The sequence below is a fragment of the Bradyrhizobium diazoefficiens USDA 110 genome (assembly GCF_000011365.1).
GTDB lineage: Bacteria > Pseudomonadota > Alphaproteobacteria > Rhizobiales > Xanthobacteraceae > Bradyrhizobium > Bradyrhizobium diazoefficiens.
Genome location: NC_004463.1, coordinates 1,353,987 through 1,368,230 on the forward strand (window position 1 = coordinate 1,353,987; position 14,244 = coordinate 1,368,230).

At 64.6% G+C, this 14,244-nt stretch carries 17 protein-coding genes and 1 tRNA gene; 14 read left to right on the forward strand and 4 right to left on the reverse strand.

Features of this window, described 5'->3' with window-relative positions; all coding sequences use genetic code 11:
* Genes BJA_RS06275 through BJA_RS06295 form a run of 5 tightly spaced genes read left to right on the forward strand, consistent with a single transcriptional unit; the run spans position 1 to position 3,635 of the window.
* On the forward strand, positions 1-618 hold the full coding sequence (locus tag BJA_RS06275) for a flavin reductase family protein (protein ID WP_028173662.1): 618 nt from the start codon (positions 1-3) through the stop codon (positions 616-618).
* A gap of 51 nt (positions 619-669) precedes the next feature.
* Entirely contained in the window at positions 670-1,530 is an 861-nt protein-coding gene (locus BJA_RS06280) for a fumarylacetoacetate hydrolase family protein (RefSeq protein WP_011084057.1), read from the forward strand.
* Between the two features lie 3 nt (positions 1,531-1,533).
* The gene (gene hpaH, locus BJA_RS06285; RefSeq protein ID WP_011084058.1) at positions 1,534-2,337 is read left to right on the forward strand and encodes a 2-oxo-hept-4-ene-1,7-dioate hydratase; all 804 of its coding nucleotides are present in this window, start codon (positions 1,534-1,536) and stop codon (positions 2,335-2,337) included.
* 25 nt (positions 2,338-2,362) lie between these two features.
* Complete coding sequence (locus BJA_RS06290; protein ID WP_011084059.1) at positions 2,363-2,746, forward strand: RidA family protein; 384 nt, start codon at positions 2,363-2,365, stop codon at positions 2,744-2,746.
* Between the two features lie 13 nt (positions 2,747-2,759).
* Positions 2,760-3,635, forward strand: a complete 876-nt coding sequence (locus BJA_RS06295) for an amidohydrolase family protein (RefSeq protein ID WP_011084060.1) — start codon at positions 2,760-2,762, stop codon at positions 3,633-3,635.
* 30 nt (positions 3,636-3,665) lie between these two features.
* Here the strand turns inward: BJA_RS06295 and BJA_RS06300 are convergent, their stop codons facing one another.
* Both BJA_RS06300 and BJA_RS06305 read right to left on the reverse strand, forming a co-directional pair.
* Positions 3,666-4,394, reverse strand: a complete 729-nt coding sequence (locus BJA_RS06300; RefSeq protein WP_011084061.1) for a helix-turn-helix transcriptional regulator — start codon at positions 4,392-4,394, stop codon at positions 3,666-3,668.
* 171 nt (positions 4,395-4,565) lie between these two features.
* A complete protein-coding gene (locus tag BJA_RS06305) occupies positions 4,566-5,573 on the reverse strand; it encodes an LLM class flavin-dependent oxidoreductase (protein ID WP_011084062.1) in 1,008 nt (335 codons plus the stop codon).
* A 262-nt stretch (positions 5,574-5,835) separates the two neighbouring features.
* On the opposite strand from BJA_RS06305, the gene BJA_RS42185 reads away from it, so the two are divergent.
* The 4 genes from BJA_RS42185 (at position 5,836) to BJA_RS06320 (ending at position 8,064) form a co-directional block, all read left to right on the forward strand.
* Positions 5,836-6,012 (forward strand): hypothetical protein, encoded by a 177-nt coding sequence (locus BJA_RS42185; protein WP_165448136.1) that lies wholly within the window; start codon positions 5,836-5,838, stop codon positions 6,010-6,012.
* Positions 6,013-6,246: 234 nt separating this feature from the next.
* On the forward strand, positions 6,247-6,750 hold the full coding sequence (locus tag BJA_RS06310) for a twin-arginine translocation pathway signal (protein WP_038965303.1): 504 nt from the start codon (positions 6,247-6,249) through the stop codon (positions 6,748-6,750).
* Between the two features lie 12 nt (positions 6,751-6,762).
* Complete coding sequence (locus tag BJA_RS06315; RefSeq protein ID WP_011084064.1) at positions 6,763-7,407, forward strand: ferric reductase-like transmembrane domain-containing protein; 645 nt, start codon at positions 6,763-6,765, stop codon at positions 7,405-7,407.
* A gap of 180 nt (positions 7,408-7,587) precedes the next feature.
* Entirely contained in the window at positions 7,588-8,064 is a 477-nt protein-coding gene (locus BJA_RS06320) for a cyclic nucleotide-binding domain-containing protein (protein ID WP_011084065.1), read from the forward strand.
* 1,037 nt (positions 8,065-9,101) lie between these two features.
* Here the strand turns inward: BJA_RS06320 and BJA_RS06325 are convergent.
* Positions 9,102-9,176 (reverse strand) — tRNA-Thr (locus BJA_RS06325).
* A 319-nt stretch (positions 9,177-9,495) separates the two neighbouring features.
* Between BJA_RS06325 and BJA_RS06330 the strand changes: the two genes are divergently transcribed.
* The 5 genes from BJA_RS06330 to BJA_RS06350 all read left to right on the forward strand — a co-directional run bounded on the left by BJA_RS06330 (position 9,496) and on the right by BJA_RS06350 (position 13,531).
* The gene (locus BJA_RS06330; protein WP_038965305.1) at positions 9,496-9,696 is read left to right on the forward strand and encodes a hypothetical protein; all 201 of its coding nucleotides are present in this window, start codon (positions 9,496-9,498) and stop codon (positions 9,694-9,696) included.
* 40 nt (positions 9,697-9,736) lie between these two features.
* The gene (locus tag BJA_RS06335) at positions 9,737-11,443 is read left to right on the forward strand and encodes an FAD-dependent oxidoreductase (protein WP_028173645.1); all 1,707 of its coding nucleotides are present in this window, start codon (positions 9,737-9,739) and stop codon (positions 11,441-11,443) included.
* 125 nt (positions 11,444-11,568) lie between these two features.
* Positions 11,569-11,877 (forward strand): EthD family reductase, encoded by a 309-nt coding sequence (locus BJA_RS06340; RefSeq protein WP_028173644.1) that lies wholly within the window; start codon positions 11,569-11,571, stop codon positions 11,875-11,877.
* A 190-nt stretch (positions 11,878-12,067) separates the two neighbouring features.
* Complete coding sequence (locus BJA_RS06345) at positions 12,068-12,577, forward strand: hypothetical protein (protein ID WP_038965306.1); 510 nt, start codon at positions 12,068-12,070, stop codon at positions 12,575-12,577.
* Between the two features lie 129 nt (positions 12,578-12,706).
* Positions 12,707-13,531, forward strand: coding sequence for an alpha/beta fold hydrolase (locus BJA_RS06350; RefSeq protein WP_011084069.1), 825 nt, complete (start codon positions 12,707-12,709; stop codon positions 13,529-13,531).
* 38 nt (positions 13,532-13,569) lie between these two features.
* Here BJA_RS06350 and BJA_RS06355 read toward each other — a convergent pair whose 3' ends face one another.
* Positions 13,570-14,211: a TetR/AcrR family transcriptional regulator gene (locus tag BJA_RS06355; RefSeq protein ID WP_038965307.1), complete on the reverse strand. Its 642-nt coding sequence runs from the start codon at positions 14,209-14,211 to the stop codon at positions 13,570-13,572.
* Between the last annotated feature and the right edge of the window lie 33 nt (positions 14,212-14,244).

Here is a 14,244-nt window from a genome sequence, read left to right on the forward strand (position 1 = left end):
ATGCGGATCGATCCCACCGAGCTCGGCGCGGAGCGCATCTACCGGCTGATGACCGGCATCGTGGTGCCGCGCCCCATCGCCTGGGTGACGAGCCTGTCGCGCTCCGGGGTGCTCAACCTCGCGCCCTTCAGCGCCTTCACCTTCGTCTCGCAGAAGCCGCCGATGCTCGCCATCAGCGTCGGCCGCAAGGGCGCGGACTACAAGGACACCGCGCACAACATCCTCGACACCGAGGAATACGTCATCCACATCGCCGATACCCCGCTGATGTCTGCGGTGCACGACAGCTCGATCGAGCACCCGCCTGAAGTCAGCGAGGTCGCGGAGCTTGGCTTGGAGACGCTTAGCTGCGAGCGCATCAAGGTGCCGCGGCTCGCGGCCGCACCTGTCGCGATGGAGTGCCGCTTCCGGCAGTGCCTCGAATTCGGCGACGCGCGCAGCCGGCTGATCGTCGGCGAGGTCGTGATGTTCCACATTCGCGACGGCCTCGTGGAAAACGGCAAGGTCGAGACCCGGGCGCTCGATCCGATCGCGCGCATCGGCGGGCCGCGCTACGCCCGCCTCGGCGAAATCGTGACGCTGAACACCGTCTTTCAAACTCCCAAATCGACCGACTGAGCGCGCGGCCCATCGCGGCCCTTGTGCCCAAGACCATTGGAGAAAACCACAATGCGACTCCTGAGCTATCTCTTGGACGGCGAGGCGCGCTACGGCGCGGCCGTCGCGGGCGGCGTGGTCGATCTGACCCGGCGGATCGGCCGCGACTTCTCCGACGTGAAGGCGCTGATCGCGGCCAATGCGCTGGCGGACGCGCAGGAAGTGATCGCCGATCAGCAACCGGACTACGCGCTCGATGATCTCGTCCTGCTGCCGCCGGTGCTGGCGCCCGAAAAGCTCTGGTGCATCGGCGTCAACTACGCCGAGCGCAACGCCGAATATAAAGACAATTCGGACCTGCCCAAATATCCGAGCCTGTTCGTGCGCAGCATGTCGTCGATGACAGGCTCCGGCCAGCCGCTGGAGAAGCCCAAAGTCTCGGATCAGCTCGACTATGAAGGCGAGCTCGTGATCGTGATCGGGCAGGAAGGCCGCCACATCCCGCGCGAGAAGGCGTGGTCGCACATCTTCGGCATGACGCTGTGCAACGAAGGCACGATCCGCGACTGGCTGCGCCACGGCAAGTTCAACGTCACGCAAGGCAAGAATTTCGACCGCTCCGGCAGCATCGGCCCGTGGATCGTCACGGCGGACGAGCTCGACCCGCGCGGGCCTCATGACATCACCACGCGCGTCAACGGCGAGGTGCGGCAGCAGGACACCACCGAGCGGCTGATGTTCCCGTTCGACTTCCTGATCTCCTATCTCTCCACCTTCGCCACCCTGAAGCCCGGCGACATGATCGTGACGGGTACGCCGACCGGGGCGGGCGCGCGCTTCGATCCGCCGCGCTGGCTGAAAGTCGGCGACGTCGTCGAGGTCGAGTCGAGCCGCATCGGCGTGCTGCGCAACACCGTGGCCGCGGAGCAATAGACCATGCTGGATGCCGCCACGATCGAACGTCTTGCCGCGCGCCTGGACGAGGCCGAGCGCACCAAGGCGCTGATCCCGATGTTCTCGAAAGAATATCCCGGCCTCACGATCGAGGACGCCTACGCCATCCAGCGCGCCTGGACGAAACTCCAGCTCGGGCGAGGGCGCGTCATCAAGGGCCACAAGATCGGCCTGACCTCGAAGGCGATGCAGAACGCGGTCGGCATCTCCGAGCCCGACTACGGCGTGCTGTTCGCCGACATGTTCTATGCCGACGCCACGCCCATCCCGTTCGATCGCTTTCACGCGCCACGGATCGAGGTCGAGCTCGCCTTCGTGCTGAAGGCGCCGCTGCGCGGGCCCGACTGCACCATCTTCGACGTGCTCAACGCCACCGACTACGTGACGCCGGCGCTGGAGATCTTGGAGACGCGCATGCACCGCGTCGATCCTGAAACGGGCAAGACGCGAAAGGTCATGGACACGATCTCGGACAACGCCGCGAACGCCGCGCTGGTGCTCGGTGGCCGGCCGTTCCGCCCGATGGATGCGGATCTGCGCTGGATCGGCGCGCTGCTGTTCCGCAACGGCGAGGTCGAGGAGACCGGGCTTGCCGCCGGCGTGCTCAATCATCCCGCCAACGGCATCGCCTGGCTCGCCAACCGGCTCGCGCCGCATGACGAATATCTCAGGGCCGGCGAGGTGGTGCTGGCGGGATCGTTCACGCGGCCGGTGGACATCCGCCGCGGCGACACGTTCCACGCCGACTACGGCGCGTTCGGCTCGGTGTCGTGCCAGTTCGTCTGAACCAACACACAAGAGGGAGCGCACCATGACACGGCGCAAGAGCATCCACATCGGCGGCTTCAAGCACGCCAATCCGATTCCGAACGCTTGCCGCATCGGCAATCTCGTGATGTCGGGCGTCATCCTTGGCCGCGATGCGGCCGGCGCGATGCCCGTGAGTCTCGACGCGCAATGCGCCAACATGTTCGCGCACATGAAGGCGACGGTGGAGGCCGCCGGCGGCACCACCGACGACATCATCAAGATGACGGTGTGGCTGAAGGACCGCTCGCAGCGCGGGCCCGTCAATGTCGAGTGGCTGAAGATGTTTCCGGACGAGCATTCGCGCCCGGCGCGCCACGCGCTGCCGATGGACAACATGGACGGCGGCGCGCTGGTGCAGTGCGACTTCACCGCCGTGATCGACTGAAGGAGATTTGCACATGCCGACCTATCTGCCGTTCGACCCCAACCCGCGCCGCCCGGTCAAGGCGCCGCCACTGAGGACCATCGACAGCCAGTTCCACGTGCTGGGGCCCATCGAGAAATATCCGGAGCGCCCCGGCGCGGCCTATCGAATGCCGACCGCGACCTGGGAAGCGGCGCTGCGTATGCACAAGGCGCTCGGCATCGGGCGCGGCATCATCGTGCAGACCACGACCTATGGCGCGGATCATGCCGTCGTGCTCGACGCCCTCGCGGCGATGGGTCCGAACTACCGCGGCTGTGCCAACGCGCTGGTGTTTGCCGAGGCGAACGATTCCTATCTCGCAAAGCTGCATGACGCCGGCGTCCGCGGCGCGCGCTTCAGCTTCCGCCAGGAGCTCGGCGCCGTGCTGTCGGATGCCGATTTCGCCCGCGCCATCGCCCGCATTCGCGAGCTCGGCTGGTATGTCAAGATCCAGCCGGAGAAGGACGGCATCGTCTCCAGCGTCGCGAAGTACGAGAATCTCGACGTTCCCGTGCTGATCGACCACATGGCGCGCCCCGATCCGCAAGCCGGCAAGGACGATCCGAACCTGCGCAAGATGCTGGAGCTGCTCAAGAAGGGAAATTTCTGGGTGATGCTGTCGCTCGGCGAGAAGACCTCGAAGGCCGGCCCGCCCTACGACGACGTGATCCCGATCGCGCGCGCCTATATCGAGGCAGCAAGCGACCGCTGCGTCTGGGCCAGCGACTGGCCGCATCCGGTCTCCGTCAAGCAGCCGCCCAACGATGCCGACCTGCTCGAGCTGATGTACCGCTACGCGGCGGACCAGGCGGAGCTGGAAAAGATCCTGGTGCACAATCCGGCAAAGCTGTTCGGCTTTGCCGACTGATCGACTCCGGTCGCGATCGGGCCTGGCACCTCAGGGCGAGATGATCCGGTCGCGCATGGCGATCATCACGGCCTGCGTGCGGGTGGCTGCGCCGAGCTTCTTGCAGCAGCTCTTGATGTGCGCCTTCACTGTGCGTCCCGTGATGGCCAGGGCGTCGGCGATCTCATCGCTGGATCGCCCGACGGCCGCCAGCGTCAGCACCTCGCGCTCGCGCAAGGACAGTGCGAGCTGCGGAGCCGCGGGCAGGCCGCGCAGCTTCAGCACCCGGTCGAAGGCGTAAAGCGCCATGAGGTGGAGCGCCGGGAGATCGCGCTCCGGCAGATCGATCTCGGCGCCGCCGAACCACACCTGGCCGGTGCGGCCCGCCGGCGAGATGACCGGGATCACCACGCCATCCACCATGCCGAAGTCGCGGGCGCGTCGCACGAGCTCGACGGCGCGCGGCTCCCGTTCCGGATCGTACGGCGCTTCCCTGAACCAGCGGAACGGCTGAAGCGTCGTCCTGCAATAGCGCAGCGCGGGATCGTGCCACACATACTGCGCCTCGGAATACATATCGAGAAAGCCGGCCGGCAACCGTTCGGCGAGAACCGCCTCGCGCGGCGATTCGGTCGACAGCGGGGCGACATAGGAGCTGCAGAAATAGTCGAAGCCGTGCTGGCCGAGCGTGCGGCTCATCGCATCCAGAATGCTCGCGACATCAGGAAGCTGCCGCACTGTCTCGACGAAATCGAATGCTCGACTGCGGACCACGTCCATCGGCAGCCTACGATCAGTCCTTGAGGGATCGGCGCTACGCTACCCTTCCAGGCGCCGAGTGTAGGACGTCAATGCTGTAACTGCAACCTGCGCGAAACTCGCCAGCTTCATGAACGCGATCCGCGAGGCGTGAGGATCGGCCATACCTGGCTCGGCCGTGTGATGCCTTGATCACCGGGCCGGTTGCGCCGCCAGCCGGCCGCGCACCTCGGCCGCGATCTCGAACGAGCGCAGCCGGGCGGCGTGGTCGTAGATCTGGCCGGTGGTCATCAATTCGTCCGCGCCGGTCTCGGCGATCAGCGCCTTCAGCTTCTCTTCGACCACGGTGGGCGAGCCGACCGCGGAGCAGGACAGCGACTGGCCGACCATGGCCTTCTCCGCCGGCGACCACAGCGCGTCCATGTCGTCGACCGGCGGCGGCAGCGGGCCGGGCGTGCCGCGGCGCAGGTTGATGAACTGCTGCTGCAGCGAGGAGAACATGCGTTGCGCCTCGGCGTCGCTCTCCGCCGCGAACACGTTGACGCCGACCATCGCATAGGGCTTGTCGAGCTGCGCCGAGGGCTCGAAACGCGCGCGATACTCGCGCAGCGCCGGCATCATCATCTGCGGCGCGAAATGCGAGGCGAAGGCGAAGGGCAGGCCGAGCATGGCCGCAAGCTGCGCGCCGAACGTGCTCGATCCCAGGATCCACAGCGGCACCTTGGTCCCCATGCCGGGCACGGCGCGGATCGTCTGGTTCGGTTGCACATCGCCGAGCAACGCCTGCAATTCCAGCACGTCATGCGGAAAATTCTCGGACGTGGTGGCGAGGTCACGCCGCAGCGCCCTTGCTGTGAACTGGTCGGTGCCCGGCGCCCGCCCGAGCCCGAGATCGATCCGTCCCGGATAGAGCGACTCCAGCGTGCCGAACTGCTCGGCGATGACCAGCGGCGAATGGTTCGGCAGCATGACGCCGCCGGAGCCGACACGGATCGTCTTCGTCCCGCCCGCGACATGCCCGATCACCACGGACGTCGCCGCGCTCGCAATCCCCGTCATGTTGTGATGCTCGGCCAGCCAGAACCGCTTGTAGCCCCAGGCCTCGGCGTGCTGGGCAAGATCAAGCGAATTGCGAAACGCCTGCGCGGCGTCGCCACCCTGGCGGATGGGAGCGAGGTCGAGCACGGAGAAGGGGATCATGCGTGGGGGTCCGGGTGGAGGGCGATATGCGCCGGGGCTCCATATGTAGTACCTGCCAGCCCGAATGTTAGCGTTGCAGTGTCGATCGGACACCGGCGCAACGATGCCATTCGGAATTGTCGCGGGTGACCGGCGAACTGCCAGATAGCGTTTTTGACCCAGCGGACTCCCAGCGCAGGTTTGATTTACGTCAACATTCAAAACCTGGTTTCATTTTCACTTCCGACATTGGTTGCTTCGATTTCCTTCCTGGAGAGGTACGATGGCCGATCCGACCAAGCTCTCGGTTGAGAAAACGCTCGAAAAGATACGTCAGCGCGACGAGCCGAAATCAGAGAATTCACGCCTTGATGAAAAAACCGACGCTCTCAATGAAGAGATAAAACGTATGAGAGCACAAAGGCTCCGCCTTGAACGACAAAAGGGCAAGCGTGGCTGAATAGCGCGTAGGATGGGTAGAGCACTTGCGAAACCCCATCATGTTTCGTCGTCGAACAAAGCCTCGATGGGTTTCGCTTCGCTCAACCCATCCCACGAGGCTGTCTGAGCGGCCTGCGCCTCCGTTCACAACACTGTTATTGCGACCTATGGCGCCCTTTGTCGCAACTGGGCGTCTCGTGCGTGTTGTTGTATGCTTGGCAGAGCCACTGAACGGTCGCCAGGAGGAATCGACATGACCATGGTCGTACTCAGCCGCCGCAACCTCCTCGTCGCCGGCGGCTCCGTTCTCGCAACCGGGGTTTTGACAGCCGGCGTTCCCGGGCTCCTGCTGCCGGCCCGCGCGGACGGACTCGCGCCGACCGAAACGATGTCGGGCGGGGCGAACAACTACCGCAAGGGCGCGGCGATCGTGGATCGCATCGGCAAGGGCGGCTTCTGGATGAGCGGCACCGTCCGCCGAGCCGGCGACGGCGCTCCGCTTGCCGGGCAGCGCATCCAGATCTGGGCGCACACGGTCGAAGGACAGGAGCACGAGCCGCAGAGCCATGGCGCCACGCTCACCGACAAGGACGGCAAGTTCCGGCTCGAGATGCCGCAGATCATTCCGATCTTCGGCCAGCCGCATGGTCACCTCGCCTATGACAGCGGTGAATTCAAGACCGTCTTCCTGCGGCCGGTGATGCGCAGCGCAAAGGAAACCAGCCTCGAGGCGCACTTCGTTCTGCAGCCGGCCTGACCGGGCCAACGAATGACGGGGTGGAAACTGGCCCGGGTGATCCTGATCTGGGGCGCCTTGGTTTCGGCCATTGGCGTGCCGATCGCTGCTGCCGCAGGAAGCGAGCAGCTCGCATGGCGCGGTCCGGTCTATATCCTTGCCGGGTTTGCGGGGATTATCGCGCTGGGTCTCGTGCTCGTGCAGCCCCTGCTGATCGGCGGATATCTGCCGGGACTGTCGGCCTATCGCGGACGGCGCGCCCATCACTGGATCGGTGGGGCGCTTGCTCTGGCGATCGTGATCCATGTCGCCGGCCTCTGGATCACCAGTCCCCCCGACATGATCGACGCCCTGACCTTCTCGTCGCCGACGCCGTTCTCGCCCTTCGGCGTGATCGCCATGTGGGCCATCTTCATCGTTGCGCTCCTGGCTCTACTGCGCCGGCGATTGGGACTGCGGCCGCGAACGTGGCGTTTCGTTCATATGCCTCTCGCGATCGTCATCGTCGCAGGCAGCGCGGTCCATTGCCTGCTGATCGAGGGAACGATGGAGACGATCTCGAAGGCGGCGCTTTGCGCGCTCGTCCTCGCGGCAACCGTGAAAGCCATGGTCGACCTTCAGGTTTGGCGAAAGCGAAGGACGCTGCGCGGCAGTGAGCCAAAGCGGTTTAATGCGTAGGATGGGTAGAGCGAAGCGAACCCATCATGCTTCGACACCGAACAAGCCCTCGATGGGTTTCGCTTCGCTCCACCCATCCTACGAAACTTTGCTGGTCATATTGTTCGAACACGCTGAGCGCCGTCACCGCCGATATCTGCTCTGCTTGTCGGAGATAGCGACGGGGCGTATCCTCGCCCGATGGCTGTCAATGCCCCCGAGATGAAAGCGTTCCTGCTCGCGACGCCGTTCTTCGGCGGTCTTTCGGACACAGGTCTCGACCTCCTGATGTCGATGCTGGTCGAGTGCCGCTTCGAAGCCGGCGCGACAGTCGTGGCGGAAGGCGAGCCGGGACGCTCGATGTTCATCGTCAGATCCGGCCGGCTGGCGGTGAGCAAACGGGCGACTTCGGGAAGCGTCATCCCGATTTCCATTCTGGAGCGAGGGGATTTCTTCGGCGAGATGACGCTGATCGAAATGCAAAACCGCTCCGCCACGGTGGTCGCGGAGAACTCGACGGTGCTGTACGAGCTGACGGCTCAAAAACTCTACGCCTGCTACAAGGCCGATATCCACGCCTACGTGATCGTCCTGCAGAACATCAACCGCGAGCTTTGCCGCCGGCTGCGCCGTGCGGATGATCGCTTTGCTGGGCATCAGGTGGGTGAAGACAGCTGATCATGCGTAGGATGGGTAGAGCACTTGCGAAACCCATCATGCTTCGTCTGAACAAGATCTCGATGGGTTTCGCTTCGCTCTACCCATCCTACGATCCGGCTCGCTGGTGCGGCTAGAGCAGCGCCATTGAGTGCAGCGAGTTTCTATGAAAGCCGAAGGCAACCAAGCCGGACAGAAGCAGCACAGTCCCAGTCACGATCAGGCAACACGCAAACACTATCGGAGCCTCGGGTTCGTTATGAATGACAAAGACGATAATAGATAAAACTTTACCGACAATCGAAAGGAACAATTAACCTTACTGGCGCGGACCAACAGGTAAGAACCTCGGCATCAGGTCTGCGGAGTGTCGTCGGGCTTGTGTCTCCGTGCTCGCCAATTTGCCCGTCGGGCAAAACACCCGCCTCCCGCAAAAATCCGTCAACCCTCCTTTGCAAAAATATTCCACTTTACCGAAATTCGGGTTTGCGGCATTCTCTCGCCATCCCGGTCCTCGGAGAGGGGCGATCGTACGTCGTAACGAACGTGGATCGGGGTGCGGTGGACGCGGCTGCGTCGGGCACGCGAATGCGGGACCAGGGCGAGATGAACCTCGTGAGGTCCTGCTGCGTGCAGACGGACGGCGCCGAAGTCCGGCGAAGCTACTAAAGCGAAGCCGGATGAAGCTGCGTACGGCAAAAACGCGTGGTCCTGACCGTCGTTGCTACGGTCAAGCCTTGCGGAGATGAATCGGGGCTCGACCGGGTCTCGGGCATCGCCAATTCGCAAGGTGACGGAGGCCAGAAGGAACTCGGCTCCGGGGAGAGCGCGCATACGCCGTCAACCCATCGCGCAGGGAAGGCCGGGTGTTTTCCGGCCCACCTGTTGTCCCGCCTGCGCATTTGCGTGTGCAAATTCTTCGCGCAGCGGATCGTGGGTGCCAGCCGGCACCCGGCCTTCCCTGCGCCCTCTTCACCTAAAGAGGGTCAAGGTGAGAACAAAACTCGGGCACTGCATGCCGCGAGAATGCCGATCTGTGCGTGATTTGACCCAGAGAATGGTGCTGCCAGACAGGATTGAACTGTCGACCTCTCCATTACCAATGGAGTGCTCTACCACTGAGCTACGGCAGCATGTGCTGGGATCTAGAATCGGCCGCCACGAGGGGCCTACCAAGCGGGCCGATATCTGCCACAAGCCCCCCTCCTGTGCAAGCTTGCAAGCCCTGCCAAGACGAGAAAATCGGGCCGATATCGGGGCCAAAATGCCTGTTTTGGCTCGAAACGACCGACTTTCCGTCGATTCGGGTTCCGATTTCCCCACCCAACTGGCCAGTTGGCCGGGCTGCCGGATTCGCCTCATTTTGGAATTTCGCACGATCGGATCGCGCGGGCCTCTTGAGCTGCCACGTTCATTGGGCATGTTATCGCCGATCGCTGCAATGGACCGGTGATGGCTGACGAGAACGACAAGAGCACGAGGCAAGATTCGAGGCAGGGCCGGGCATCCCGGGACGACCGGCTGAAGTCGGCGCTGCGCGAAAACCTGAAGCGGAGGAAGCTGCAGGCGCGCGAACGCGCCGCAAGCGCCGAGCCCTCGCAGAATGACGATGCATCCCTAAATGAGGGGGCCGCCGGCAAGACCGGCGGTTAAAATCCGGCGGCTGGAATTTTTGGAGTTGAGCGACGTGGCAATGGGGCAAGACGGACAGCAACGAAACGACCGTGAGGCGCTGATGTCGCGGTTCGCGCGCCCCGAGCAGACCTTTCCCGCGCTGACATCGGCCGAGATCGAGCGCATCAGGCATTTCGGCGAGCTCCGCACCTATTCGGATCGCGAGCTGCTGTTCGAGACCGGCAAGCCGGGGCCCGGCATGTTCGTCATCCTGAAGGGCCACGTCGCCATCACCCAGCGCGACGGGCTCGGTCATGTCAGCCCGGTGATCGACCAGGGACCCGGCCAGTTCCTGGCCGAGCTCGGCCAGCTCTCGGGGAGGCCGGCGCTGGTCGACGGACGCGCCGAGGGCGATGTCGAGGTGGTCCTGATCCCGCCGGACCGGCTGCGGGCCCTGCTGGTCGCCGAAGCCGAGCTCGGCGAGCGCATCATGCGCGCGCTGATTCTGCGCCGGGTCAGCCTGATCCAGGGCGGCGTCGGTGGCCCGGTGCTGATCGGGCCGTCGAACTCCGCCGGCGTGGTGCGCTTGCAGGGCTTCCTCACCCGCAACGGCCAGCCGCATCATCTGCTCGATGCCGACAGCGAGCACGACGCGGCCGAGGTGATCGCGCGTTATTCGCCGAAGCCGGAGGATTGGCCGCTGGTCGTCACCGCCGACGGCAGCGTGCTGCGCAATCCCAGCGAGATCGAGCTCGGCCGCGCCATCGGCATGATCGGCGGAGCGAAGGATGATCGGATCTACGACGTCGCGATCGTCGGCTGCGGGCCGGCAGGGCTCGCGACCGCGGTCTACGCGGCCTCCGAAGGTCTCTCGGTTGCGGTCGTCGATACGCGCGCCTTCGGCGGCCAGGCCGGCGCCAGCGCGCGCATCGAGAACTATCTCGGCTTTCCGACCGGCATCTCGGGTCAGGCCCTGGCCGGCCGCGCCTTCACCCAGGCGCAGAAGTTCGGCGCCGAGATCATGATCCCGATGTCGGTGAAGTCGCTGGACTGTTCGCGCAGTGGCGGCACCTTCGCCCTCGCGCTGGATTGCGGCGACACATTGCGCTCGCGCGCGGTGGTGGTCGCGAGCGGCGCGCGCTATCGCCGGCCGGAGATCGCAAAGCTCGACACGTTCGAGGGCCGCGGCGTCTGGTACTGGGCCTCTCCGGTCGAGGCGAAGCTGTGCGCCGGCGAGGAGGTCGCCCTGGTCGGCGCCGGCAATTCGGCGGGCCAGGCCGCCGTGTTCCTGTCGGGTCACGCCAAGAAGGTGCTGATGATCATCCGCGGCGGCGGTCTGGGCGCCAGCATGTCGCGCTATCTCATCGAGCGCATCGAAGCGACGCCGAACATCGAATTGATGTTCAACACCGAGATCACGGCGCTCGAGGGCGACGAGGCCTCGCTGCTGCGGCGCATCCGCTGGAAGAGCCGGCTGTCGAGCGACGAGGATTCTGCCGACATCCGCAATCTCTTTCTGTTCGTCGGCGCCGATCCCGCCACCGGCTGGCTCGACGGCTGCGGCGTGACGCTCGATCGCGGCGGCTTCGTCGTGACGGGCGCGCAGTCCGAGCAGAACCAGGGCCGGCTCGTGGCGCCGCTGGAGACCTCCGTGCCCGGCGTCTACGCCGTCGGCGACGTCCGCTCCGGCTCGGTCAAGCGCGTCGGCGGCGCCATCGGCGAGGGCGCGCAAGTCGTCGCATCGCTGCACGGCTATCTCGGCGACGCCGCAAAACCGGCGCTTTAGTCAAGGAGAAGGCAAGCAAATGGCAAGTCGAATCCGGCTTGCCATCTTGCTGCGTCCCACAGACTATCGCCTGGTCGCGAGGCCAATCGCGCGTGGAAAAACAAGGATTCCCAAGGGAGGACTCAATGGCTGAAATCGTCGTGCTCTACAAAACACCCAAGGATGCTGCGGCCTTCGACAAGTACTACGCCGAGACCCACATTCCGCTCGCCAAGAAGCTTCCCGGCCTGAAGAAATACGCCGTCAGCAAGGGGCCGGTTGCATCTCCCGCAGGTCCTTCCGGAATCCATCTCGTCGCCATTCTCACCTTCGACAGCGTGGCCGACATTCAGGCGGCATTCGCCAGTCCGGAAGGCAAGGCGACAGGCGCCGACGTGCCGAAATTCGCCAGCGGCGGTGCCGACCTCTTGATCTTCGACACCAAGGAAGCGTGAACAATCGATTCAATTTTGGTCGAAGCCTGCTGTCGTTTGTGACAGCGATGCAAAAAAAATCAGCCATGCGTTTGTCGATTCGCACGATGACGCATGGCTTTGCCCATGCGTGTGACGACAACGCATGTGGCAATCTCATGAGGGGCGTAATACTAATCTCCATCTCAATGCAGAGAGTAGGAGAGATGTCATGGTTCTTGGGTTGAGCTTGCCCGTCTTCACGATGGTCCATGTCATCATAAGCCTGATCGCCATCGTCGCCGGCCTCGTCGTGATGTTCGGCCTGCTCGGCTCGAAGCCGATGCCGGGCCTCACCGCGATCTTCCTGCTGTTCACGATCCTCACCAGCGCGACCGGCTTCCTGTTTCCGTTCAAGGAGCTGTTGCCCTCGCACATCATCGGCATCATTTCGCTGGTGCTGCTCGCGATCGCCTGCATCGCGCTCTACGGCATGAAGCTCGCGGGCGTCTGGCGCCCGGTCTACATCGTCACCGCGATGATCTCGCTGTACTTCAACGTCTTCGTGCTGGTGATCCAGTCGTTCCTGAAAGTGCCGGCGCTCGCCGCGCTCGCGCCCGCCGTGCCGCCGGCGCCGCCGTCCGGCCCGGTGTTCGCCGTGGTGCAGGGCATCGTGCTGGTGTTCTTCGTGGTGCTGACCATCGGCGCCTGGCGCCGCTTCAGGCCGGTGGCGTTTGCCTGATCGCACGAACCCTCGTCATTCCGGGGCATCGCGCAGCGATGAGCCCGGAGTCTCGTGCGACAATTTCCAGATTCCGGGTTCGCGCGGACGCGCGCCCCGGAATGACGTCCCACTGAAAGGAGCCCCACCATGCCCACCATCACCACCAAAGACGGCGTCGAGATCTTTTTCAAGGACTGGGGGGCGGGCCAGCCAATCGTGTTCAGCCATGGCTGGCCGCTGTCGGCCGACGACTGGGACGCGCAGATGATGTTCTTCGTCACGCGCGGCTACCGCGTCATCGCCCATGATCGCCGCGGCCACGGCCGCTCGGCGCAGGTCGCAGACGGCCACGACATGGATCACTATGCCGACGACCTTGCGGCGGTCACCGCGCATCTCGACCTGAAGAATGCCATTCACGTCGGCCATTCCACCGGCGGCGGCGAGGTCGTGCATTACATCGCGCGCCATGGCGAGAGCCGGGTGGCGAAGGCCGCGATCCTCTCCGCGGTGCCGCCGCTGATGGTGCAGACCGCAGCCAATCCCGGCGGCCTGCCGAAGAGCGTGTTCGACGACTTCCAGGTGCAACTCGCCGCCGGCCGCTCGGCGTTCTATCGCGACATCGCCGCCGGCCCGTTCTACGGCTACAACCGTCCCGGCGCCAAACCGTCGGAAGCGGTGATCCAGAACTGGTGGCGTCAGGGCATGATGGGCGGCGCCAAGGCGCATTACGACGGCATCGTCGCGTTCTCGCAGACCGACTTCACCGAGGACCTGAAGAAGATCAACGTGCCCGTGCTGGTGATGCACGGCGACGACGACCAGATCGTGCCTTACGCCGACTCCGCGCCGTTGTCCGCGAAGCTGCTCAAGAAGGGCGTCCTGAAGACCTACAAGGGCTTCCCGCACGGCATGCCGACGACGCATGCCGAGACCATCAACGCGGACCTGCTGGCGTTCTTCAAAGAGTAAGTCCGCGCTTACCCTCCCCTCCAGGGGAGGGTAAGCGATCACTTCAATATCGCCCTGATCGCATCGAACGTGCGCTTCACGAAAGCCTCCGGCTTCTCCCGCGCACCTTCGCCGATCCAGCTCTCGCCGCCGACGCGCATCGCGCCGGTGGCGATCATGGCGACGAGCCGCGCCTTCAGCCGGTCCGACTTGCGGCCGGAGCGTTGCGTGAGCCCGTCCGCCAGTGCGCGCTCGAGCTTTTCGTATTTGAGCTGGTCGCGCGCGTGGAGCGCGGGATTGTCGCGCTTGAGCCGCGACATCGCTGCCGCCTCGGTCGGATCGATCCGCTTGACCGCCGCGGCGATCGCATTCTCCGCCGCCGTCAGCATGGATTCGTCCGCAGGCCGTGCGAGAATCTCGGAGACCAGCGCCGCCGCGGCATCCTCCTGCCAGGCGGCGACCACGTCCTCCTTCGAGGCGAAATAATGGAAGAAGCTGCGGCGCGACACATCGGCAGCGGCCGCAATGTCGTCGATAGTCGTGGTCTCGAAGCCGCGCTCCAGGAACAGCGCCATCGCCGCGCGCTTCAGCCGCTCGCGGGTCTGCTGCTGCTTGCGCTCGCGCAGGCCGGGCGCCGCCGGGGATTGTTCTCCGGAGGACAAGGGCTTGGCGCGTCTGCTAGCGTGCTTCGAAGCCTTCAAATTATTTCACCTCTTGCAAATTTGCACTTAGTG

Excerpts from the sequence above, each read along its gene's own strand:
- BJA_RS06275 (WP_028173662.1), top strand. The coding sequence starts at position 1 with ATGCGGATCGATCCCACCGAGCTCGGCGCGGAGCGCATCTACCGGCTG.
- BJA_RS06280 (WP_011084057.1), top strand. The coding sequence starts at position 670 with ATGCGACTCCTGAGCTATCTCTTGGACGGCGAGGCGCGCTACGGCGCG.
- hpaH (WP_011084058.1), top strand. The coding sequence starts at position 1,534 with ATGCTGGATGCCGCCACGATCGAACGTCTTGCCGCGCGCCTGGACGAG.
- BJA_RS06290 (WP_011084059.1), top strand. The coding sequence starts at position 2,363 with ATGACACGGCGCAAGAGCATCCACATCGGCGGCTTCAAGCACGCCAAT.
- BJA_RS06295 (WP_011084060.1), top strand. The coding sequence starts at position 2,760 with ATGCCGACCTATCTGCCGTTCGACCCCAACCCGCGCCGCCCGGTCAAG.
- BJA_RS06300 (WP_011084061.1), bottom strand. The coding sequence starts at position 4,394 with ATGGACGTGGTCCGCAGTCGAGCATTCGATTTCGTCGAGACAGTGCGG.
- BJA_RS06305 (WP_011084062.1), bottom strand. The coding sequence starts at position 5,573 with ATGATCCCCTTCTCCGTGCTCGACCTCGCTCCCATCCGCCAGGGTGGC.
- BJA_RS42185 (WP_165448136.1), top strand. The coding sequence starts at position 5,836 with ATGGCCGATCCGACCAAGCTCTCGGTTGAGAAAACGCTCGAAAAGATA.
- BJA_RS06310 (WP_038965303.1), top strand. The coding sequence starts at position 6,247 with ATGACCATGGTCGTACTCAGCCGCCGCAACCTCCTCGTCGCCGGCGGC.
- BJA_RS06315 (WP_011084064.1), top strand. The coding sequence starts at position 6,763 with ATGACGGGGTGGAAACTGGCCCGGGTGATCCTGATCTGGGGCGCCTTG.
- BJA_RS06320 (WP_011084065.1), top strand. The coding sequence starts at position 7,588 with ATGGCTGTCAATGCCCCCGAGATGAAAGCGTTCCTGCTCGCGACGCCG.
- BJA_RS06330 (WP_038965305.1), top strand. The coding sequence starts at position 9,496 with ATGGCTGACGAGAACGACAAGAGCACGAGGCAAGATTCGAGGCAGGGC.
- BJA_RS06335 (WP_028173645.1), top strand. The coding sequence starts at position 9,737 with ATGGGGCAAGACGGACAGCAACGAAACGACCGTGAGGCGCTGATGTCG.
- BJA_RS06340 (WP_028173644.1), top strand. The coding sequence starts at position 11,569 with ATGGCTGAAATCGTCGTGCTCTACAAAACACCCAAGGATGCTGCGGCC.
- BJA_RS06345 (WP_038965306.1), top strand. The coding sequence starts at position 12,068 with ATGGTTCTTGGGTTGAGCTTGCCCGTCTTCACGATGGTCCATGTCATC.
- BJA_RS06350 (WP_011084069.1), top strand. The coding sequence starts at position 12,707 with ATGCCCACCATCACCACCAAAGACGGCGTCGAGATCTTTTTCAAGGAC.